At 37.7% G+C, this 22,900-nt stretch carries 21 protein-coding genes; 12 read left to right on the top strand and 9 right to left on the bottom strand.

Translation table 11 applies throughout. From position 1 onward, the window contains the following. Positions 1-822 carry a ZIP family metal transporter gene (locus IGI65_RS03250; RefSeq protein WP_071864373.1) on the top strand — a complete coding sequence of 274 codons (822 nt, stop codon included), beginning with the start codon at positions 1-3 and terminating at the stop codon, positions 820-822. 89 nt (positions 823-911) lie between these two features. On the opposite strand, the gene IGI65_RS03255 is transcribed toward IGI65_RS03250, so the two are convergent. After that, positions 912-1,118 (bottom strand): hypothetical protein, encoded by a 207-nt coding sequence (locus IGI65_RS03255; RefSeq protein ID WP_095006149.1) that lies wholly within the window; start codon positions 1,116-1,118, stop codon positions 912-914. Between the two features lie 301 nt (positions 1,119-1,419). Here IGI65_RS03255 and IGI65_RS03260 point away from each other — a divergent pair, with 301 nt between their 5' ends. Continuing rightward, the gene (locus tag IGI65_RS03260; RefSeq protein WP_438773218.1) at positions 1,420-1,848 is read left to right on the top strand and encodes a GNAT family N-acetyltransferase; all 429 of its coding nucleotides are present in this window, start codon (positions 1,420-1,422) and stop codon (positions 1,846-1,848) included. Positions 1,849-2,064: 216 nt separating this feature from the next. Here IGI65_RS03260 and IGI65_RS03265 read toward each other — a convergent pair whose 3' ends face one another. Next, entirely contained in the window at positions 2,065-2,811 is a 747-nt protein-coding gene (locus tag IGI65_RS03265) for a YibE/F family protein (protein WP_438773219.1), read from the bottom strand. Continuing rightward, on the bottom strand, positions 2,808-3,833 hold the full coding sequence (locus tag IGI65_RS03270) for a YibE/F family protein (RefSeq protein ID WP_438773220.1): 1,026 nt from the start codon (positions 3,831-3,833) through the stop codon (positions 2,808-2,810). Before IGI65_RS03270 ends, IGI65_RS03265 begins: the two co-directional genes overlap by 4 nt. Before the next feature lie 363 nt (positions 3,834-4,196). On the opposite strand from IGI65_RS03270, the gene IGI65_RS03275 reads away from it, so the two are divergent. The 4 genes from IGI65_RS03275 to IGI65_RS03290 all read left to right on the top strand — a co-directional run bounded on the left by IGI65_RS03275 (position 4,197) and on the right by IGI65_RS03290 (position 8,670). After that, positions 4,197-4,676 (top strand): PTS sugar transporter subunit IIA, encoded by a 480-nt coding sequence (locus IGI65_RS03275; RefSeq protein ID WP_438773221.1) that lies wholly within the window; start codon positions 4,197-4,199, stop codon positions 4,674-4,676. A gap of 84 nt (positions 4,677-4,760) precedes the next feature. Then, positions 4,761-5,591: a PRD domain-containing protein gene (locus IGI65_RS03280; RefSeq protein WP_438773222.1), complete on the top strand. Its 831-nt coding sequence runs from the start codon at positions 4,761-4,763 to the stop codon at positions 5,589-5,591. Between the two features lie 287 nt (positions 5,592-5,878). Continuing rightward, positions 5,879-7,480, top strand: a complete 1,602-nt coding sequence (gene malX / locus IGI65_RS03285) for a maltose/glucose-specific PTS transporter subunit IIBC (RefSeq protein WP_438773223.1) — start codon at positions 5,879-5,881, stop codon at positions 7,478-7,480. Beyond that, complete coding sequence (locus IGI65_RS03290; protein ID WP_438773224.1) at positions 7,477-8,670, top strand: MalY/PatB family protein; 1,194 nt, start codon at positions 7,477-7,479, stop codon at positions 8,668-8,670. The genes malX and IGI65_RS03290 overlap by 4 nt, the downstream gene beginning before the upstream one ends. A 134-nt stretch (positions 8,671-8,804) precedes the next feature. Here IGI65_RS03290 and IGI65_RS03295 read toward each other — a convergent pair whose 3' ends face one another. Next, positions 8,805-9,767: a 2-hydroxyacid dehydrogenase family protein gene (locus IGI65_RS03295; RefSeq protein ID WP_438774406.1), complete on the bottom strand. Its 963-nt coding sequence runs from the start codon at positions 9,765-9,767 to the stop codon at positions 8,805-8,807. Between the two features lie 216 nt (positions 9,768-9,983). On the opposite strand from IGI65_RS03295, the gene IGI65_RS03300 reads away from it, so the two are divergent. Then, positions 9,984-10,391 (top strand): DUF4809 family protein, encoded by a 408-nt coding sequence (locus tag IGI65_RS03300; protein ID WP_438773225.1) that lies wholly within the window; start codon positions 9,984-9,986, stop codon positions 10,389-10,391. Between the two features lie 335 nt (positions 10,392-10,726). On the opposite strand, the gene IGI65_RS03305 is transcribed toward IGI65_RS03300, so the two are convergent. Continuing rightward, the gene (locus IGI65_RS03305) at positions 10,727-10,882 is read right to left on the bottom strand and encodes a hypothetical protein (RefSeq protein ID WP_016173167.1); all 156 of its coding nucleotides are present in this window, start codon (positions 10,880-10,882) and stop codon (positions 10,727-10,729) included. Between the two features lie 235 nt (positions 10,883-11,117). On the opposite strand from IGI65_RS03305, the gene IGI65_RS03310 reads away from it, so the two are divergent. Next, the gene (locus tag IGI65_RS03310; protein WP_438773226.1) at positions 11,118-13,661 is read left to right on the top strand and encodes an HAD-IC family P-type ATPase; all 2,544 of its coding nucleotides are present in this window, start codon (positions 11,118-11,120) and stop codon (positions 13,659-13,661) included. On the opposite strand, the gene IGI65_RS03315 is transcribed toward IGI65_RS03310, so the two are convergent. Next, a complete protein-coding gene (locus IGI65_RS03315) occupies positions 13,662-15,104 on the bottom strand; it encodes a helix-turn-helix domain-containing protein (protein ID WP_438773227.1) in 1,443 nt (480 codons plus the stop codon). A 477-nt stretch (positions 15,105-15,581) separates the two neighbouring features. Between IGI65_RS03315 and IGI65_RS03320 the strand changes: the two genes are divergently transcribed. Then, positions 15,582-16,787 (top strand): MFS transporter, encoded by a 1,206-nt coding sequence (locus IGI65_RS03320; protein ID WP_438773228.1) that lies wholly within the window; start codon positions 15,582-15,584, stop codon positions 16,785-16,787. A gap of 18 nt (positions 16,788-16,805) precedes the next feature. Here IGI65_RS03320 and IGI65_RS03325 read toward each other — a convergent pair whose 3' ends face one another. Then, entirely contained in the window at positions 16,806-17,111 is a 306-nt protein-coding gene (locus tag IGI65_RS03325; RefSeq protein WP_438773229.1) for a hypothetical protein, read from the bottom strand. Positions 17,112-17,367: 256 nt separating this feature from the next. Here IGI65_RS03325 and IGI65_RS03330 point away from each other — a divergent pair, with 256 nt between their 5' ends. Next, the gene (locus tag IGI65_RS03330; protein ID WP_438773230.1) at positions 17,368-17,658 is read left to right on the top strand and encodes a hypothetical protein; all 291 of its coding nucleotides are present in this window, start codon (positions 17,368-17,370) and stop codon (positions 17,656-17,658) included. A 329-nt stretch (positions 17,659-17,987) separates the two neighbouring features. Here IGI65_RS03330 and IGI65_RS03335 read toward each other — a convergent pair whose 3' ends face one another. Then, entirely contained in the window at positions 17,988-19,262 is a 1,275-nt protein-coding gene (locus IGI65_RS03335) for a glutamate-5-semialdehyde dehydrogenase (RefSeq protein ID WP_438773231.1), read from the bottom strand. 253 nt (positions 19,263-19,515) lie between these two features. Continuing rightward, on the bottom strand, positions 19,516-20,322 hold the full coding sequence (proB, locus tag IGI65_RS03340) for a glutamate 5-kinase (protein ID WP_438773232.1): 807 nt from the start codon (positions 20,320-20,322) through the stop codon (positions 19,516-19,518). A 545-nt stretch (positions 20,323-20,867) separates the two neighbouring features. Between proB and IGI65_RS03345 the strand changes: the two genes are divergently transcribed. Both IGI65_RS03345 and radA read left to right on the top strand, forming a co-directional pair. Beyond that, on the top strand, positions 20,868-21,377 hold the full coding sequence (locus IGI65_RS03345) for a dUTP diphosphatase (protein ID WP_071864390.1): 510 nt from the start codon (positions 20,868-20,870) through the stop codon (positions 21,375-21,377). A gap of 63 nt (positions 21,378-21,440) precedes the next feature. After that, on the top strand, positions 21,441-22,811 hold the full coding sequence (radA, locus tag IGI65_RS03350; protein ID WP_438773233.1) for a DNA repair protein RadA: 1,371 nt from the start codon (positions 21,441-21,443) through the stop codon (positions 22,809-22,811). Positions 22,812-22,900 lie beyond the last annotated feature (89 nt).

The following is a 22,900-nucleotide window of genomic DNA, read 5'->3' on the forward strand; positions in this document are numbered from 1 at the left end:
GTGCTGGATTGGATTTTACAGTTGCAACCGTGGCAGCAGGCGTTAACAGGCACGGCTTTTACGTATTTTATGACAGCCCTCGGTGCGGCATTAGTGTTTTTCTTTAAAGAAATCAAAAAAGATGTTTTAAATTTGATGCTTGGTTTTGCCTCAGGGGTCATGATTGCAGCTAGTTTTTGGTCTTTACTAGATCCGGCTATTGCCCGTGCAGAAGAAAATGGTTCGCAATTTCCTTGGCTTGTCGTGGCGATTGGGTTTGGGGTAGGAGGATTATTTTTATATCTAGCCGATAAAACGATTCCCCACATGCACTTTGGTCCAGATCATGAACAAGAAGGACTGCCAACGCATTTGAAACGGACGATTTTATTAGTGTTTTCGATTACGTTACACAATATTCCAGAAGGACTTGCTGTAGGGGTGGCATTTGGTGCGGCAGCTAGTGCAGACAACCCAACGGCGGCGGTCTTGGCGGCAATTTCAGTCGCGTTAGGAATTGGGATTCAAAATTTCCCAGAAGGTGCGGCTGTTTCGATTCCATTACGTCAAGAAGGGTTAAGTCGGACAAAAGCGTTTATTTACGGCCAAGCCTCCGGAATTGTTGAACCGATTGCTGGGGTGATTGGGGCCATTTTAGTTTCACGCATGACAGCAATTTTGCCTTATGCTCTTGCTTTTGCTGCTGGGGCAATGATTTATGTCGTGGTAGAAGAATTAATTCCAGAAGCACAGCAAGAAAGTTCAAGCCATCGTCATTTTGCTGTTTTTGGAACGATGTTGGGCTTTATGATTATGATGATTTTAGACGTGGCATTAGGTTAAAATAGCAGTAAAAAAAAGCCAGACGCCCGCTGATAGATTTAGTAAAAACTAACACTATCAGTTGCGTCTGGTATTTTTTGGCTAGAGAATTAATAGTAGCGTCTTTGGTTATGTTTTGCAGAAGCGCCAGTTAACCAACGGACAAGTGCAATTGCAATTAATAAGGGAATTCCAAAGCGAAAGGCTAACGCAAGCAATGAACCCGCAATTCCTAAGACAATATTTAAAACGATCCCGGCGACAAAAAGAAACCCAATAAACATCAAGATACGCATTAACATTGAATTATTTTCCATAATAACTCCTCCATTTATTTAAAAGCCAATAATTGCTGTCAAAATGACAGTCAAACTACTTGTATCCTGTTTTAAAAGTAGTTGCTTTTGCTATGAAACTAGCATAGCAAGAATAACGTCTGTTTTAATCAGCCCCAAGTCCGATATTTTGCTGGTCTTTGAGGTAGATTTTTAAAAAAATTACGACAAATGAAGTTCTTATTTTGTGATTGTCGTCTTTTTTGCTATGCTTAATTTAATAACTACGTAACGAGATAAATTGATAAGAAAAGGCTGGAAACGACTGGAAAGAAGGGGTTTAATGGAATTAAAGCTGGGTAATGAAAATTTCCAACGGGCGGCTAGTTGCTATATTCGGATGGAAGTTTTTGTTTTGGAAAGAGGGATTCCTCTAGCAGAAGAATTTGATGACTTAGATACTACTGACAGGTATTATGCTGTGATTTATGATGGTGATTTGCCAGTAGCGACAGGACGGATTTTTATTGAAGATGAAAAAACGATTCGTCCCACGCGAATCGCCACGTTAAAAGAGTACCGCAAACAAAATTTAGGGGCTAAAATTATGACCACCATTGAAGATTATGGCGTAGCAAATGGCTATGTTCGCTCTTTAGTTCACGCGGAGCAAACGGCGGTCGGTTTTTATCAAAAATTAGGCTACACTATTTGCTCAGATATCTATTATGAAGATGGCGTTGCGTGTCAATCTTTAGAAAAAAACTTGTGAATAGGTTGTGACAAAAGCGTCCAGCTTCAAGAAATAAGCCGGAATTTTCGAAAATTGTTTGTCAAATTTTTTAGAAATTCCGTCTTATTCCCGAAGAAGCTGCTTCTATCAGACCGGTTATTCAAAAATAATAGGTTGTGACAAGTCTTCTGTCACAACCTATTTTTATGTTGATAAATGTTATTTTATAGCAACTAAAGATCACAATAGAATTATTTAGCGAGTGAAATATTTTGACCCTATATAAGCGGTAAACGGGAGGGTCGCAACTGTCATAATGCCAGCTAGAAAGCTCACTACGATTTCGGCCACAAAAGCTTTGGCATTGATTAATGTTTCAAAAGAATAGTGTAAATCACTAAACCAAAAAATGAGCGCTAAATTATTGGCTACAAAGGCAAAAAAGAGCGTGTGAATACTTGAGCCTAAAATCTCTTGGACGACTTTCATACTGGAGGAAAAAAGATCTTTCATCTTTAAAACTTGTCCTTGGTAACGCAGTTCATAAAGCGCACTAGCAACCGCCATACTCGCATCAATCACAGCTCCTGACATACTCATAATAATTAAAATTGTCGTCAGCGCCTGAAAAGGTACTGCAACTGAAAAATCAAGTGAGGCCAGTTCATCAATTTCTTCTGGTGTAAAACCCGAAATAGCAATCATTTTGGTTAAAAATGGGATAAAAAGCAACATCAAAAGAAATGTTATTATCGCACAAAAAAAGGCGAGTTTAGTCTTTTTATTATAGCCATTGGTATAAAATAAAATAATGCTTGTAAGGGCGAGTAAGACGATTAGAAAAACTGGCACCACAGCAAAATTACGACTGATTAAATAAATGGCGGCTAAAAAAAGTGTCAACGTCATAAAAATGCCAGTAATTAAATAAAAGGCGGGTTTGCCCAAGATAATAAAACTTAAAAGACAAAGGATGAAAAAAAGGAAAATCAAGACGTTCACGCTTTTCTCCTCCTTTCTAAAATAACGCACAAAAGACTAGCGGGAATCGAAAGTAAAATGGTAAAGGCGCCACAAAACGCGCGCAGTAACTCCAATGACAAATGTAATTGAAGAGTGGAAACAAATGGCCAGCCGTTTTTTAAATAAAAAATCAGCATTGGAATAGCGCCACTTAAATAGGCAAATAGTAACACGTTCATCATAGAAGACGTAACATCTTGGGCAATACGACGACCAGAGCGCAACAATTCTTTTTGGGAGATAGTGGGTTGTTGATAGACAAGTTCTTTTAAAGAAGATACTAAAGTTACCACCATATCAACAGCCGCCCCAATACCTCCGACAAGTAAACTGCCGTAAAAAACCCCCAAATAAGGTCGGGTTAGAAATTGCATTTCTTCAAAGCGAATCCCATTGTTTTCAAATAATTTTAATGCCGTTAGACAAATTAAAAATCCTCCTAATACAATACCGCCAGTTGTTAAAATTAAATCAATCCGAAAAGCTTTAATACCGTAATTGGCTAAAAAAGTGATGATAATCGAGCTGGCACCATAAAGAAACATTAAGCCAAGCGTTGGTAGTCCAGAAAATAGTGTATCTAAGCGCAGGAGGAAAAAAAGTACGCCTAAGTTTAACGCCAACCCCCAAAGTGCCAACACACCACTTTTTCCACCTAAGAGTAAGACTAGACTCAAAAAGACAAAAATAATTGCCACCACAACACCATCTTGTTTTTCGGCGATGATTTCTTCTTTGTTAGAATTTAGTAAAAGTTGTTGACCAACTTTAAAAGAAATTGTTAGTGCCGCGACACTATGGGCATCGGTTTTAAGCGTGACCGCCTCTTTTTGGTGATTGACCAGCTGGCCTGAAATTTTAATCTGATCATCTTGTTTTTGTACTTTTTTTACGGCTAAAACTGGTGACTGGTAAAAAACACCGCTATAACGTTGCACTAAAAAACCAGCCAGCACAGAAATTAGGATTAATAAAAATAAGGTAATGATTTTTTTCTTCACTAAAATTTGCTCCGTTCTTTTAAGCTAATAGTAAAAATATACACCTTGCTTAAAGAGGTGACAAATGTGGCAATTATCATTTGAAGAGTGAGGATTTCTTTTATCCATAATTGCTAGCTAAATCAAAATGAAAATCTTGCGAGGTTACCAATGAGTAAAAAATTCCGATCAGATCTTTACCTTCACGGAAAAACCTGCTTGTAAAAAATTGCCGCTCGATTTTTATTTGTTATTTTATTTTTAGAAACTGAAAAAATGTGATGATGTGAACGAAATAAAAAAACAAGTACCATTTTTATCTTGCATAATCTGAAAACGCATACTATACTGAGGTCAAACTTTTTAAAGAAAGTAGGAAATGTGATGTTCTTTAATAAAAAGAAAAAGAGTGAAACAATCTACACTCCAATTGACGGTACTTTAAAAGGGTTAGAAGCAGTAAGTGATCCTGTTTTTTCAGAAAAAATGATGGGGGATGGCTTTGCTATCACACCTAGTGATGGCACCTTATATGCTCCAATAAACGGTACAGTTTCAAGTGTTTTTCCGACAAAACACGCCATCGGTCTAACTTCAAAAAACGGGGTGGATGTTTTAATTCACATTGGGATTGATACGGTCGAATTAGATGGTGCTCCTTTTGAAATTTTCGTCAAAGAAGGAGATAACGTAACTCCAACAACAAAAATTGCGACAATTGATTTACCCTTTTTAGCGGCAAAAGAAAAAGAAAACGATGTGATGGTTGTCTTCACCAATATGGATGCCATCAAATCAATTGACTTAAAAATAACAGGGAGCTTGCAACATGGCGCGGATTTAGGTGCGGTGGTTACAAACTAAAGATACCAATATAGTTATAAAAATCATATTGACACCGTTTACAAAATCTGTTAAATTGAGCATGCAGTAAAGAAAGGGTCCATCATGAAAGTTATTAAAGTGCTAAATAATAGTGCGGCAATCGTTATGGAAAACGATCATGAAGCAATCGTGATTGGCAATGGTCTTTCTTTTGGCAAAAAAACAGGGGATAAAATTGACCCCAATCAAGTTGAGCGTAAATTTGTAGCCAATACGAATCAAATCGATGAGAAATTTCAAAAACTTTTTGAAAAAATTAGTTATGAAGAGTCGACATTGGCTTTTGAGATTATTGAGCATTTTAAGCAAAACTTGACGTATCCGCTAAATGATTTGATTTATCTTTCTTTAGCCGATCATATCAGCTTTGCCATTGAACGTGCCAAAACAGGGGTGTATTTGCCCAATGCGATACTTCATGAAGTTCAAATGTTTTATCCTGCGGAATATCGTTTAGGGGAATGGGCAGTGTCTCTTTTAAATGAAAGGGCACAAGTCGATTTGCAAGCAGATGAAGCTGGCTTTATCGCCTTACACATCATTAATGCCCGCTGGCGAGGCGAAAGTCATTCTGAACAGGATTTTAACAAAATTATTAGTGATTTAATCGCCCTTTTAAACGATGTCTATCAGCGGGATTTCAAGCAAGATAGTATTAATTATCATCGTTTGGTGACGCATTTGAAATACTTTCTTTTGCGGGAATTTGGGATGAAACAACAAGTTCAAGTGGATGATTTTGGTTATTTTGACCAAGTAATTCAAGATTTTCCTCATGCTTACTTAGGGGCGCAAAAAATTTCGCAATACTTGGAAACATTTTTTGGTCACCAAGTACCAAAAGAAGAAAAGGTCTTTTTGACCATTCATATTAATCGTATTCTTCAAAACTAGAGTGTTACTATTCGGTAGGCAAGATCTAGTCAGAAGGGTTTCTAAAGCGCAGTGACGACTGCGGTCTTTAGGCTACCTTCTGACTAGGTCTTTTTTATATTTTAATTTTTAAAAGCGTTTTCTTATAACTTGTAGCATGCCAAGTTAACAGGTGACCTTTTAAACCTAAAATTTCGTCACAATTTTTATTCGCAGTTTTTAGAAAGTAAAAAAGACCATTGCAAAAGATTTTTACTTTTGGGTTTTAAAAAGCTTTTGCAAGACCACATCAATTAGGAGGAATGAAAATGAGTAACGCAGCGACAGTATCACGATCACTACGAACAAAAGTTTTGAGCTTTTTACAAGAATTAGGGAAGACCTTTATGTTTCCTGTTTCAACTTTGGCTTTTATGGGGATTTTAGTTGGATTAGGTAGTTCCGTAACTTCTGCGGCGATGATTGAAAAGTTGCCCTTTTTAGGTAATGATATTATTCAGTTTATTTTTAGTTTTATGAACACAGTTGGGGGCTTTGGTTTTACCTATTTACCAGTCATGTTTGCCATGGCAATTCCATTTGGCATGTGTAAAAGAAACAAAGGTGTGGGGGCCATCGCCGCTTTTGCCGGCTATGTGGCAATGAATTTATCGATTAATTTCTTGCTCAATTATCGGGGAGAATTAGCCGATGCTGATAATATGAAAATCGCTGGTCAAAATATGGTACTAGGGATCCAAAGTATTGAAATGGGTGTTTTGGGCGGAATTATCGTCGGTTTAATCGTTTATGCTTTGCAAGAAAAATTCCAAGATATTCGCTTACCTGATGCTTTTTCATTCTTTGGCGGAATTCGTTTTATTCCAATTATTAGCGTGTTGGTTTTAGGGTTAGTTGGTTTAATCGTTCCTTTTACTTGGCCGGTATTACAATCTGGGATTGAAGCGTTAGGCAATGGGATTCAAGGTGCGGGAATTTTTGGTCCATTTTTATATGGATTAGGGGTTTTATTATTGAAACCGTTTGGGATGCACCATATTTTACTGGCTTTGGTTCGTTTTACTGAAGCTGGCGGTACACAGGTAGTAGACGGCAAACCAATTTCGGGCGCTTTAAATATTTTTTATGCTGAATTAAATGCCGGTGCACCAATTTCACATCAAGCAACTGCGTTTTTATCACAAGGATTTATGCCAACTTTCATGTTTGGTTTACCAGCGATTTGTTTAGCCATTTATTTAACAGCGTATAAGAAAAATCGTCCTGGCATCAAAGGAATTTTGATTTCTGCTGTCTTGGTAGCTGTTGTAACTGGAATTTCAGAACCGACTGAATTCTTGTTCTTATTTTTAGCGCCAAGTTTATACTTGTTCCACTCTGTAATGTCTGGCGCAGCGTTAATGGTGATGAGTTTGATCGGAGTCAATATCGGTAATACCGATGGCGGGATTTTGGACTGGTTGATTTTTGGTATCATGCAAGGCAATGAAACGAAATGGTATTTATTAATTCCAGTGGGGATTGTCTGGTTTGCCATTTACTTCTTTGTGTTCCGCTGGTATATTTTAAAACACAATTTGGAAACACCAGGACGAGAAGATGACGAAGTAGCTTTAGCTGACGGCGTTACTGCGAAACCAAAAACATTTACTAAAGGCAATGGCATATACGATCCAGGTGTTATTTTAGAAGCGCTAGGTGGTAAAAGCAATGTAACAAGTTTAGACAATTGTGTGACGCGTTTGCGTTTGCAGTTAAAAGATAAAAGTTTAATGGATAAAGCAACTTTGAAAAAAGCGGGGGCATTGGCGATTGTGGAACTAGATGACCACAATGTTCAGGTAGTTATCGGAGCACAAGTACAAACTGTGAAAAACGGCATTGAGGAAATGATGGTGAGTTTGGCATGATGAAAGTAGATTATCAATTCGATCAAATGGCCGACCGAAGAATTGATCATGCGAGAAAGTGGGATCAAAAAATTATTCAAAGTAAATATCCTGGTACCCCAAAAGACTGCATTCCGATGTGGATTGCCGATATGGATTTTAAGGCTGCACCTGCGATTAATGAAGCCTTTATGAAAATTGCGCAAAATGGGGCTTACGGTTATACGTATGCTTATGATGAATTTTACGAAGCAGTGATGAATTGGCATAAACGGCGTCACAATAATCAGGTAGAAAAAGATTGGATTACCTTATCTTATGGTACGGTTTCAACGATTCATTACTTGTATCAGGCATTTTGTCAACCTAATGATTGTGTCATTATGAATACGCCAGTTTATGATCCTTTTCGTTATGCTGCTGTGCATAATGGCATTAATGTTGTCGCAAACACACTTAAACTTGTTGCAGGCCGATATGAAATTGATTTTGACTTATTAGAAGAACAATTACGCACAAGACGGCCGAAAATTTTTCTGTTTTGCTCACCTCACAATCCGTCTGGTCGCATGTGGGAACTAGCAGAAATAAAAAAGGTGGCGCAGTTGTGTCAGCAATACGGAACAATCTTTGTCTGTGATGAAGTCCATTCAGAAATTATCTTAAGTGGTAAATTTGTTTCCGCTTTACAACTGCCTGAAAGTTATTATGATAATTTGATTGTGCTGACTTCACCGAATAAAGGCTTTAATCTAGGTGGACTAAAGACCTCTTATTCGATTATCCCAAATGAACAATTGCGGCGCACATTTTGTCACCGTTTGGAAATGAATTCAATTACTTCACCGAATTTATTTGGCGTAGTCGGCATTATTACTGCCTATAATGAGTGTGAAGACTGGCTGGATGCTATGACAGACTACATTCGGGAAAACTATCGCTATACTAAAGAATTCATCGAAAACAATCTGCCTGACTGGCAATTAATGGAGATGTCAGCGTCTTATCTGCCGTGGATTGATATTTCAAAAACAGGAAAAACCGCGTTAGACATTGTCGAACCTTTGGCAAAAATTGGCGGTGTCATTATTGAACCGGGCACCAATTACGCCAGTGACGGCGAAAACTTTGTCCGCTTAAATATTGGTACTCCTAAGCCAATTTTAGTTGAAGCACTAAACCGGATTAAAGCATTTATGGTGAAAAATTAATCAAAAAAAAACAAAAAAGCTGTGACGCATTTAAAGTGGTCTAAAAGAATTCAAGCAAAAGGCGAATTCTTTTAGGCGCTTTTTTGTCACAGCTTTTATACTATTTTTTTAAATCATCTGCCTATTTAAAAAGATTAGGAATTCACGATATAATCAGGTTCTTTATTTTGTAAAACGGCTAGGGCGTTTTGGGCCACAATCATAGCCATCGCATCGCGGGCTTCAACAGTAGCATTACCAATATGAGGCGTTAAGATTACTTGTGACATTTGTTTTAAAGTATCACTGACTTTGGGCTCAAATTCATAAACATCTAAAGCGGCACCGGCGATTTTTTCTGTTTGTAAGGCTGTAATTAAATCTGCTTCTGAGACAATTGGTCCTCTAGAAGCATTGATTAAAAATGCGCCAGGTTTCATTTGCGCAAAGGCTGCTTGGTCAATTAAATGATATGTGCCATTGGTTAAAGGTGTATGCAAACTAATCACATCTGCTTGAGCTAAAACTTCTGCTTGTGAGAGATAAGTAGCCCCTAAAGTTTCTTCTACTTCTTTTGGTAGTTGGTGGCGTTGACTGTAAATAATTTTCATGCCAAAAGCTTTCAAACGCTTGGCTACTCCTTGACCGATTTGTCCCATGCCGATAATGCCTAATGTTTTATCTTTTAATTCATGACCTAAAAAGAAAAGAGGTGCCCAACCGGAAAAACCAGTCGTGCGCATTAAGTGATCTCCCGCTACAATGCGGCGACTTAATGAAATGATTAGACCGGCCGTAAGTTCTGCGGTGGCATCGGTTGAAACAAAGGGCGTGTTGGTAACATAAATCCCTTTTTCTTTCGCGTAGTCTGTGGCAATGTTATTAAATCCGGCGCCAAAGTTGGCAATTAATTTCAATTTAGGCGCGGCATCAATAATTGCGGCATCGACCGTGGTGGAAAGTGGTGTAATTAAAACGGTGCTGTCTTTTACTTTTTGTTGTAACGTTGCTTGATCGATTAGTCCTTCACCGGTGAACATTTCAAATGAAACATTATTTTCTTGTAACAGTTGGATGCCCTTTTCAGGAATTTTAGCTGAGATATAAATTTGTGCCATCATGTTCCCTCCTCTTCTTTCTTTAATTGTAAAGTTCTTAGTGAAATAAGTCGAAAACTTTGAATTATTCTCACAGTAGTTGTAGCAAAGTTTTCGTCTGCAAAAAGAAACCGATGTCATTTTTTGTGGGAAAGTTAGTTAAAGGAAGGTATAATGAAATAAAATTATCGATTAGTTAGGCTTAGGGTAAAATTTAACACAAAAGGAGCAATCAAAATGAAAGCAGTTATCACCAGTGAAGAGTTTTATACAGAAGGTGGCTGTAATGCCTGCCAACCTTTTACGATGGCGACGTATGATTTAACGTTTGAAGACGGCACGACAACATCACTTGAGGAGTTAGATATTTCTTCTTTAATTATGGCGTTGGCGCAAAAAAATCAGTGGCGCCAATCTTATGAAGAAGATGGTTTTGATGATATTTTAATTTATCAAAAAGAAGCGACAAAGATTACTGTCAAAGAAACCCTGCGTCAAATTACTTTTGAAAAAGCTGGCACGACCCAAACTTTTGTGAAAAAAGACTGTGATTTAACAGCGTTATTTTCCCGTGTCAATGAAATTGCTAAAGATTTTTTTGCACTTTCAAATACCGATTTCGAAGTAAAACCTTTGGAAAAATGAAAAGCATTCAATTAATGAAATGAAGTCTATCGCTTGTCATTATTTATTTGTAAGTGAAGTCCTAGAATGAAAAAACATGCTAGTGCTCTAAAGTGAAGCGACCTTCAAAAGGTAGACCAACAAATCTAACTTTTAAGGGGGCACTTCACACTTCAAAGCGCAGGCGTGTTTTTTTAGTATGTAAGAAAATTATGTGTTTTTCGATTTATTTAATGAGTTCAGTCTGCTTTTTTCGTGGCGCTAAAGTAAAAAAGTAGGCAACAAAAAAGCACCTGCTGACTATTTTCGCAGATGCTTTTTAAGAATAACTGGAATCTTCCATGGGAGTTTACTCCTTACGCAGATTTTTGTAATTCTTGAACCGCTTGTTCAATCGTTACACCGGTAGCAAAGTGATTACTGTTGCGTTGGTCAAAAACGATAAACAAGTTCAACTTGGTGTCCAACGTTACCCGATAAGGTACGTTTGTTTTTGTGTTATAGAATGTCATATTCATTCTCCTTTCTTTGTTTTGCTGACGAAAGGCAACTAAGTTGATAACGAAATTCCACTGTTATCATACAGCCATTTCAGAAAATTTTCAAACAAAACGCTTCTTTGTAAGTATATTTGGGCCGTGTCCTTACCCATTCCCCATTTTTTTCAGACTTCACTGAAATTATCGACCGTTTTATAAACTGATTCTCCCTATAATAAGGGTATCAACAAATTAGGAGGACATGCTTATGAAATGGTATCAGTTAAAGACAACGCAAGTTTTACAAAAATTAGCAAGCCAAACAGATGGTTTAAATAAAACACAACGACAAGAACGTTTAATGGAAAATGGTGAAAATAAAATTGCCGAAAAACAACAGGTAAAACCTTGGCGCAAATTTTTAAAACATTTTACCGATTTATTAATGCTCGTTTTACTATTTGCCGCTATTTTAAAATTTATGACCGGTGACTTGGTAGAAGGGGGCATTATCTTACTTGTGGTGGTGGTTAATGGCTTGGTTAGTTACTGGCAAGAACGAAAAGCCGAGGAATCACTGGATGGCTTAAAGCAGATGATGAGTCAAGAAGCAGTGATTTTAACGAATGGGCAAAAAGAAACTGTGCCTACAACCTCCATTGTTTCGGGGGACATTTTGTATTTAAAAGCCGGAGACGTTGTGGCAGCAGATGTGCGTCTAGTGGAAGTTCACGATTTAGTAGTCGAAGAGGCAATTTTAACTGGTGAAGCTGAGGCCGTTGAAAAAAATACGACGGAAATTTTGCAAGAAGCAATGGCCGGCGATCAAAAAAATATGGCGTTTTCCGGTACACTAGTGCAAGCGGGTTCTGCTACAGGGGTTGTCGTTGCAACTGGGAGCGACACTGAAATTGGGAAAATCAATCAGGCGCTACAAACAGTAACGGAAACTACTACCCCACTTGTACGCAAGATGCACCAGTTAAATAAGCAAATTTTTCGTGGTATTCTCGTTTTAATTCTCTTCTTAATTTTCTTTACCACATTACGGTATGGTATGGAATTAAACTTACTTTTCTCGGCTATGATTGCGTTAATTGTGGCCATGATTCCAGAAGGTTTACCAGCGGTTTTAACGATGATTTTATCCCTTGGAGTCAAAGAGATGGCGACAGAAAATGCCATCATTAAAAGTATGCCTTCTGTGGAAACATTGGGCTCGATGACGGTTATTTGCTCTGATAAAACCGGTACGTTAACGAAAAATGAAATGACAGTTGTGAACACCGCTACTGACAACAAAGCGTTATTAATGGAAATTATGAATAACTGTCAGGATTTGAAACTACAAGACGATGAAGATGTTAAAAAATTAAAAGGCAATCCGACTGAATTGGCACTCTTACATTACGTAGCCGAAGAAAAACTACCATTAAAAAAACAAATTGGTAAAATTCCTTTTAGTTCCAGTACCAAATATATGGCAACGATGCATAAGGAAGCTACTGGTAATTGTATTTTTATTAAAGGCGCACCAGAAGTGTTACTAGCAAAAGCCAAATTAAGTGCTGCTGAAATGAAGTCTTGGCAACAACGTGCTTCAAGTTTTGCTAAAAAAGGACAGCGGGTCTTAGCCTTTGCTGTTAAAAATGTAGCCGCTGATACAATCCTTAACGCAGAAATGTTAACAGATTTAGAATTTGTTGGACTAGTGGGCATTATTGATCCACCCAAAGAAAGTGCGATTCAAGCGATAAAAGAAAGCCAAGCTGCTGGTATCACGGTTAAAATGATTACCGGCGATCACAAAGATACAGCCCAAGCGATTGGTAGTCAAATTGGGTTAAAGCACACTGCCCAAGTTTTAGAAGGAATAGAAATTGACCTATTAACTGATGAAGAATTAGCGCAAGCGGTTAAAAAAGTAGATATTTTTGCCCGTACTACGCCAGAGCACAAATTACGAATTGTTACCGCCCTTCAAAATAATGGCGAAGTAGTCGGCATGACTGGTGATGGCGTAAACGATGCACCCGCGTTAAAGAAAGCTGATATCGGTATTGCGATGGGAATTAAAGGTAGTGAAGTAACTAAGCAGGCCGCAGATATGGTTTTAGCCGATGATAATTTCCACACGATTGCTAAAGCAGTTAAAGAAGGACGTCGGATTTTTGATAACTTAAAGAAAACTATCAACTTTTTCTTACCATCGGCTTTAGCTCAAGGCTTGATTGTAGTCATTGCGTTATTATTAAATCGTCCCTTGCCACTAACGCCAGTTCAAATTTTATGGGTGAACATGGTGACAACTATTACGCTTTCTTACGCTTTAGGGTTTGAAAAAGCCAGTCAAGATACGATGACGCGGCCACCGCGACCAGTCAATGAAGGCATATTGTCAGGTTACAGCTTGTTTCGAATTGTCTATGTCTCGTTAATTACGGTCTTGCCGGCTTACTTTATTGCGTTACAATTTGAAGGTGCGGCATTACAGCAGACAATTTTACTACAAACAATCGTGATGGCCCAAGCTGTTTACATGTTAAATTGTCGGGAATTACTAAAGCCAGCGTTAAATAAAGCGATGTTTCAAAATAAAGCGTTGTTTATTTCCTTAGCGCTATTACTTTTATTGCAGACCATTGTCGTCTTTACACCGATTGCTCAAAATCTGATCGGTACTACAAGCTTAAATATGATGCAACAACTACTGGTCTTAGGTCATGTTGGTATCTTGTTTGCAATCGTAGAAACAGAAAAGTGGTTAACGCGTCGCTTTTCTAAAAGAGCGGCTGTCCAAAAAGTTAACTAATTACAAATAAGTTTCATAAGTGAGCTCGGCCAACTGGCGGAGCTCATTTTTAGTTGGAAAAGTAGAAATATAAAAAATAGGCAAGTCACTTTGATCCAAAGGAAAATTTGAAACGATTAAATCTTTGGCACTGGCTTTTAAGTGGGGCAAATCAGTAACTTCAATGGTTTTTAATGCAATTCTCTTGCCTAAGTAGTCGTTTAATTCTTGTTCGACGAAAGCTTTCCAGGCAGGTTCGCTTTGAAATAAAAAGTAAACGGTTCGTGTTTTTGCTTGCAGTGAAAAAAAGGCTTGTTGTTGCAATAACGCAATCAAATGCAGCAAATAAACCGGCTTGTTTTCCTTAGCTTCAGTTAAATCTTGTTGCAATAGTCGCAAATTATCTGCTTGCAGTGTGGCAAATGTAGCCTTTTGGGGTGGCGATTGTTGATAGTCAGCTTCAAATTTATCTGCTAAATCAGGAGATTCATTATATTTTAAAAGTAAAAGCATTAAATTTTCAGCCAAATTTGTAGCGCTTAAAGTAGGTAGTTGAAAATCTTGGCTCCATTGCAAGACAAACTGTTTGGTGCGGGCTGTTAAATCATGATAATTATAAGTAAGTACCTGCTGTAAGTGTAAGCCAAATTGATTATTGTAATTCCAGCTTTCTAAAAAACAGAAAAAAGCAAAAAATAATTCGTTTCCTTCTAAATAAACGCCTTCTTTTTGATAAAGCGCCTTTAAATAAGGGGTGTATAATTGAAACAAAGCATCTTCTTTAAATGAAAATTCTGGCAGCAAACAGCGGGTTTTATTGCGGATGGTATTAATGAAAAACCAACAAACACCAAAAATTTCTTCGGTTTCTGCTTGAATTTGAGCTTTTTTTACTTGCTGTAAAAATTGAAAGTAATGGACTTCGTGTACGGCATAATCGCTAAAAAAGTAATTATTATGGGTAAAAGGAACTAAAAGCCGATGATAAAAAATACGAATATTACTTTCTAAGCCTTCAAATTTGGCGTTAGTGGCAGTTAATTTAATTTGTAAATGATAATCTTGTAATTGGGTATTTATCTTTTTAGTATGACGCTTTAGTGTTTCAAAAGAAACACCAGTGGCGTTTAAAAAAGGTTTAATCGCTAAATTTGGTTGAAATAACAATGCTTTTATTAATTGCACGCTAAGAGAATAGGGCAAAAAAACATCCCATAGATCGTTGGTTAATGCTTCTTTTGTTCTTTGTAAGGCAATTCCGCTACTGTCGGTTTTGATTTGCCAGTCTTTTGGCAACTGTTCTTTAATGATTTGCAAATCGGAAAAAACCGTTCGTTCTGTCGTTTGTAGCTGATTTGCTAGTTCTTTGGCGGTAATTTGCGGCTGATGTAACAGTTGTTCTAATAAACGAATTTGCCGATGTAGATCTTTTTCTGTGATAATTCTCTTTAATAGCGCATACATTATAAGCTCCCCCTTTGTTTTTTAGCATACGGAGAAAAAAAGTTCTCGTCAAGACGAAGCAGGTGAATCGATTAGTAAAGCAAAAGGAACTAAAGCAAAAAAGTTAGTCAGAAAAAATGCTCAATTTGTCACAAATGAAAAAATGAAGGCTATTTTTTTGATTAGAAGAAAAAAAGTTTCATGAGATTTTTGCTATGTGTTATCTGAGATAATTTTCTGAAAGTTTTCTCTCCTAAATGCGTAAACTAGTTTACGTGAGAAAATAAAACCTAACATGAAAATGTTAGAAGTACCTTGAATTTCATTTTAATCAGGGTAAAATCTTTTAAAAATCCTACGAAATATTTTTTAGCCCTTCGTGGTGTAAGAAGAAAAGTTTGCTGGCACAAACTGTGTCCCAAATTTTTTTTGCCCAAAATTGGCTTTTTATGCTGAAAGTGGTGAAAAATGTCCGTGGGATCAAGAAAGGTGTTCTTTATGTCAAAATATCAGCGCAAAGTGCTAGTTTCTACCTCAGCAGGGATTGCTCTTGAGAACATGGATATTATGTTCTTATCTTTTTCCTTGTCGACCATTATTACAACTTTTGGTATTACAGGAACGCAAGCCGGTTTTATTTCGACCATTACCAACCTCGGTATGTTAGTCGGCGGAATTATTTTTGGAATTTTAGCTGATAAATACGGGCGGGTAAAAGTTTTTTCCCAAACGGTGATCATCTTCTCGATTGCTTCGTTACTAATGTTTTTTGCTTCTAATATTTATCTGGTTTATCTTTTCCGCTTTATTGCCGGAATTGGCGCCGGTGGGGAATATGGGGCATGTATGTCTTTAATCTCTGAAACATTTTCTAAAAAACACCTCGGCCGCGCCACTTCGACTGCGGCAATCGGTGCGCAAGTCGGCGCCATTTTAGCTGCTGTTTTAGCTTCTTTCATTATTCCATTACTTGGTTGGAAAATGCTATATGTTATCGGTGTGATTCCCGTTTTATTAGTTTTAGATATTCGGCGCGGCTTAAAAGAACCCGCATCTTTTACCCAAAATCACAATGATAAACAAGCCGGAAAATTCTCATTACTTTTTGCTGACAAACAGACAGCTTGGCAAACAATTGGTCTAAGTTTAATGGTGACTGTACAAATTGCGGGCTACTTTGGCTTAATGAACTGGTTGCCTTCTATTATGCAAAAACAATTACATTTATCGGTTTCGGGTTCGTCTTTATGGATGATTAGTACTATTTTAGGTATGTGTTTGGGGATGATGACCTTTGGAACGGTGATGGATAAATTAGGTCCAAGGTTAGCTTATGGTGTTTTTCTAATCTGTTCGGCAGCATCTGTCTTCTTAATTGTTTTAGCTCATGATAAATGGACATTACTAGGAGCAGCAGTAATCGTAGGCTATTTCATTAACGGCATGTATGGGGGTTATGGTGCGATTATTAGTAGCCTTTATCCCACAAGCATTCGCGCTACCGCCAATAATTTTATTATGAATGTGGGGCGGGCGATTGGTGGTTTTTCTTCAGTCGTAATTGGCTTTTTAATGGATCACTATTCCTTAATGACCGTTATCATTTTCTTATCGGTAATTTATTTAGTTAGTTTAGCCGTGATGTTAACTTTACCGGGATTAAAGAAAATGTACGAACAAAAAGAAGTTTTGCCACAACAATAAAAAATAAACCCGTCAGTGTTAGTGCTGGCGGGTTTTTCTTTTTAGTCGCAATACCATCAGTATCCCAAAGCTAATACCTGCTAGGATGAAAAAGATGGTTAGTTGTTCACGGTGTTTACCAAATGTAAAGTAAATATCACTCCAATAAAAATGAAGATCAAACCACCACCAAACTGTATCGAGTAGATAAAAAATTCCAGTTAAGATAAGCAAAAAAATATCCATTTTGTGCCAGGGAGTTTTTCTTGTTAGGGCTAAAAGAGTTCCCATCCCAACGAGGGTGATTAAAATAACGAATAAGCCTTCACTAGTCGAATAGGTCATTTTTATTTCCTTTCTTAAAAGATGTTTCACATGAAACAATTTTACCTTGAGTTTCTTTATTTTACGAAGAAAAGCCATTTTCATCTCTTTTATTTTAAAATATGATTAAAAGGTAATTTAGTGGAATTTTACAATTAAACTCAGTTAAATCAATCTTGTTTTAAAAAATAAAAAAAATGAAAATAATTCTGCTGCTGTTTAATTAGAAAAACGCTAATTGTTTTGTTATAATCAATTAAGGAAAAGGGGTGGCAAGATGAAAAAGTATTTTATACACGGAATAGTGCTAGTCATCTTAGCCAGCAGTTTAGTGGCGCTATTTTGCCAACTAGTAGAGACTACGCCACAAGCTTTAGCTTACACCACCATTACATATAAAAAAAATTCCCCGACAAAAAGTCTCGTGACACCAGCAATCAACTGGACAGAAAATAAACCTCAAAAAGCAACCCAGCAAACTTTTAGCAAAAAAAGAGGGAATCTAATAGCATTCGGTTTAGGTAGTATTTTAGCATTATTGGCTATTTGGCGCCGGCGAAAAAATTAAATGCACCATTAAAATTGAAAGTTTGGTCGTTACGCAACTTTTCAGGTGAAAAGTTTCTTTAAAACAATACGACAAGACGGTGAATTTGTATTTTTTCCCCAAGAAGACGGTCAACCTTTACTGCCTCAATACGAAGGTGTGTTTAAAAAGAGTAATATGGGTAAAAGCTGTGTTCGGCTAAAAAATTTAGACGACAAAAAAATAGCAGCGATTCGCCAACTTTTACAAAAAATATAAAGAAATAACCAAAAGCACAGCAAAACGCCTCTTAGAAAAGGTCGGATTGCTGTGCTTTTTTAGCGTACTTTTTATTAGCTTCGTCGTGATTGTTATTGGCGAATTTGACCGTCACCGTAGATGATATATTTCGTTGAAGTCAATTCTTCTAGGCCCATTGGTCCGCGGGCGTGTAGTTTTTGGGTGGAAATTCCAATTTCTGCGCCAAAACCAAAGACAAAGCCGTCAGTAAAGCGGGTGGAGGCATTAACATAAACAGCAGCGGCATCCACTTCGTTTAAAAATTTTTGGCTCGCAAAATAGTTGTCGGTAATAATCGCTTCAGAGTGTTTAGTATTGTACCGATTGATATGATCGATGGCTTCAGTGATGGAATCTACTACTTTGACAGCCATAATATAGTCCAAATATTCGGTTGACCAATCTGATTCTGTGGCCGCAATCGCATTTGGCAGATACTGCATAGCTCGTTCATCAGCATGAAGCTCAACATTATGCTCAGCTAATTTTGCGGCGATTTTTGGTAAAAATTCGGCGGCAACATCTTGATGAATTAATAAAGTTTCGGCTGCATTACAAACAGAAGGACGTTGGGTTTTGGCATTATCGGTAATGTTAATGGCCATCTCCAATTGCGCATCTTTATCGACATAAATGTGATTGTTGCCAGTGCCGGTTTCAATCACTGGAACGGTCGCTGTTTCTTTCACGCGACGAATTAAACCAGCGCCACCGCGAGGGATTAAAACATCTAAGTAGGCGGTTAGCCGCATCATTTGATTAGCAACTTCATGACTCGTATCGGCCACAAATTGAATCGCGTTTTCGTCAACACCAGCATCTTTTAGTGCTTTTTGTAAAATGGTGACCAGTATTTGGTTGGAGTAAAAGGCTTCTTTACCCCCTCGTAAAATTACCGCGTTACCCGTTTTAAAACACAAGCTAGCCGCATCAGTTGTAACATTTGGCCGAGATTCATAAATAATACCAATGACACCCAATGGTACTTTTTGGCGGCCAATCATTAAACCGTCACTATTTTTCCACATTTTTTCGACTTCGCCGATTGGATCTGGTAATTGAATCACTTGGCGCATACCGGCTGCCATTTCTGCAATTCGTTCAGGGGTTAATCGTAGGCGATCTTGCATGACAGTTGTAACACCATTGTCTTTTGCGTGGGCCAAATCTTTTTGGTTCGCTGCTAAGATAGTTGTTTCATTGTCCAAAATCGCTTGGGCCATTAGGGCTAGTAATTCGTTTTTGCGTTTTGTTGACATAAGTGCTAGTTGGCGGGCACTTTGCTTGGCTTGTTGGCCTAAAACAGTTAAATCAAACATGCTCTTCCTCCTCATCTTGTAGTGCATATTACGTGTTTTTTTGTTTCTTAGTTGTGAAACAAAGGCTTAAAAAGTATGGTAAAGCCGTTTTAATTAGTGGGTAATTTGGTAAATCTTCTATTGTGTATGCTAATACGTAAAAGTAGTTGGCTTTTTTGCTTTAATTGCTTCTTCATTATAGGAGGTTTTTTTTAAAATGCGAGAATATTTACTTCTTGTTAAATTTTGGCTAAGTTTTAATAATTTGCCAAATTTTAATAACGAAGTAAAAAGGATTAGCTTAATCCTCGCGACAAAAAAGGGTGCCAATTTGTTTGCCGGCTAAAATATCAAAAATGACTTGTGGCTTTTGACCGTTGGCTAAAACCATTGCGCTGTCGGCTAGTAAAATACGTTTGGCGGCGTTTAACTTACTAATCATGCCACCGGTGCCGAATTTTGAACCTTTATCGCCAGCATAATCCCAAATTTGTGGGGTAATTTCATGAATCGTATGAAATAAAATCGCATTTTTATTTTTCGCTGGATTACCGGAATAAAAACCGTCAATATCGGATAACATCACCAAAACATCCCCTTTTACTAACTGGGTTACGATGGCTGAAAGTTGATCGTTGTCGCCAAATTTGGTTTGATGATCTAATTCATCAATTGCAACAGTATCATTTTCGTTAATAATAGGGATAATTCCCATTTGCAACAGTTGTTCTAATGTATTGACGACATTTTTCCGACTTTCGGGAAATTCGACAATATCACGGGTTAATAGGACTTGGGCTGTTTGTTGGCTGTAAGTTAAAAAGCGCTGATTATAAATATTCATCAACTCTGCTTGGCCGACTGCGGCTACGGCTTGTTGGGCAGGGATAGTCGTGGGACGACTGTCTAGGTGTAATTTATTCATCCCCACACCAATCGCACCAGAAGAAACTAAGACGACTTCTTTGCCTTGGTTTTTTAAATCGCTTAAAACAAACGCCAGTTGATCAATTCCAGCTAAATTGATATTGCCGTTAGGATAAATTAGGGAGCTGGTGCCAATTTTAATGACGATGCGTTGCGCTGTGGTTAAAAATTCACGTTCCATCTTGATACTCCTTTTAAACGGATCAGCGACAGAAAAACTCAACTAAAAAATTCTTTGTTAATTTTTGTCGCTGCCACGGTTGCTCTTTTAAATCCGGTTTTTTTGACAGTAGTAAGTCACATTTTGACACACATTGTCACAATTGCCGGTCAGTTGCATCCATTGTACTTGGTTTTCTTAAAATTTTCACCTGCAGTTTAGTAAAAAGACGTTCCTTAATTGGCGCTGTTGTTTTTTTGTCATCACAAATAATGAAATGAAACGTCGCGCTAAAATAGTACAAAGAAAAGTTCACGGAACTAAAAAGTAAGAAAAAAATAAGATTTGGTACCGATTTTTGAAGATTGTATGGATTTTACGAAATTTTTCGTATTATTGGTTTGAATCCATAAAAATGACCGGTACTTATGCTAAAATAGCGTTATATAAAATATGTAAACTTACGCTTATTTTACAGTTTTTTTCTGCTGAAAAAAGCTGCGAAATTTTTTGAAAGTTTATTGAAATCACAATTTTCTTTTTGAATTGTTTGAGGAGGTATTTATTTGCGCACACGAGGGTTTGAAGTTGTTTCCCAATTTTTAGATAAAGAAATACAATTACCAAAACGAGCAACAAATCACGCAGCTGGTTATGATTTTGAAGCGGCAGCAGATGTAGTCATTCCAAGTATTTGGCAAGAAGGACTACTGACAGGTTTAAAAGCATTAAAAGCAAAAGGTGATAGCAAGTTTTTAAAACCGGTTTTGGTCCCGACTGGAATCAAAGCTTATATGGGCGACGATGAATTTTTACAATTAGCTAATCGCTCCAGCAATCCTTTAAAACGTTTTTTAGTTTTAACGAATGGCGTCGGGGTTATCGATAGTGATTATTATGATAATTCTGATAACGAAGGGCATATTATGTTCCAATTTACTAACTTTGGTTTAACCGATGTAACGATTAAAAAAGGCGAAAGAATCGGTCAAGGGATTTTCTTACCTTTTTTAAAAGCGGATCAAGATGAAACAAGTGCTTTACGCACGGGTGGTTTTGGTTCTTCAAATAAATAAAAGTACACGTTTTGTACAGCTTTTATTAGCGGTAGGTGTGCTAAAATAAAGGAAGGGATAGTTGTGGCAAAAAAGCCCAAAGTCCAATTTGAATGTCAACATTGTGGCTATATTTCACCAAAATATCTCGGTAAATGTCCCAACTGTGGCAGCTGGAATTCAATGGTGGAAGTGGTCATTCAAGATACCACTGATCGCCGCGTCCGGACGAGTTTAACTGGTGAAAAAACCAAGCCCACAAAAATCGCCGATGTCATCCCCAAAAAAGAACCCCGCGTTAAAACGAAATTAGCGGAATTAAATCGCGTTTTAGGTGGTGGGGTGGTTCCGGGTTCAATGGTTTTAATTGGTGGTGATCCAGGGATTGGGAAATCGACTTTGCTTTTACAAGTGTCCCAACAACTGGCAGAATCAGGCGGTAAAGTCTTGTATGTTTCCGGTGAAGAAAGTGCCGAACAAATTAAAATGCGGGCCGAGCGCCTAGGTTCGATTAAAACCGAATTTTATTTGTACGCGGAAACCGATATGCACGAAATTTCGCGGGCAATTGAAAATCTGGCACCAGATTACGTCATCATCGACTCTATTCAAACCATGACGCAGCCTGATGTGACCAGTGTGGCAGGCAGTGTTTCCCAAGTTAGAGAAACTACCGCGGAATTGTTAAAAATTGCCAAGTCCAATGGAATTGCGATTTTTATTGTCGGTCATGTGACCAAAGAAGGTTCCATTGCTGGACCGCGGATGTTAGAGCATATGGTGGATACGGTTTTGTATTTTGAAGGAGAAAAGCATCATACTTTCCGGATTTTACGGGCGGTAAAAAATCGTTTTGGTTCCACTAACGAAATTGGTATTTTTGAAATGCACGAAGATGGCCTTCATGAAGTGGCCAATCCGTCGCAAGTTTTCTTAGAAGAGCGTTTAGCTGGTGCTACGGGTTCAGCCATTGTCGTAGCGATGGAAGGCAGTCGCCCAATTTTAGTCGAAATTCAAGCGCTTGTTACACCAACGATGTTTGGCAATGCCAAGCGGACCACAACCGGCCTTGATTTTAATCGCGTTTCTTTGATTATGGCCGTGTTGGAAAAACGCGCTGGGTTATTGTTGCAAAATCAGGATGCGTATTTAAAAGCGGCTGGTGGCGTGAAATTAAACGAGCCGGCGATTGATTTGGCAGTCGCAGTTGCCATTGCGTCTAGTTACAAAGAAAAAGGAACTAGTCCAACTGAGTGTTTTATTGGTGAAATTGGTTTGACCGGTGAAATCCGCCGCGTTTCCAATATTGAGCAGCGGGTCAAAGAAGTACAAAAATTAGGTTTTACTAAAGTGTATCTACCAAAAAATAATTTGAATGGTTGGCAAGCGCCAAAAGGTATTCAAGTCATTGGCGTGGCGACACTGGCGGAAACATTAAAAAAAGTTTTTGGCTAAATGGCTAAATTAGTTTTAACAGGTAGTCTTATCGCGCTAAATAGAAAAGATAACAGAAGCTAAAAAAATTAGCACTATTTTCCCAGTTC

Origin of the sequence: Enterococcus sp. DIV0755b (assembly GCF_051713765.1) — a bacterium.
Taxonomy (GTDB): domain Bacteria; phylum Bacillota; class Bacilli; order Lactobacillales; family Enterococcaceae; genus Enterococcus_C; species Enterococcus_C canintestini.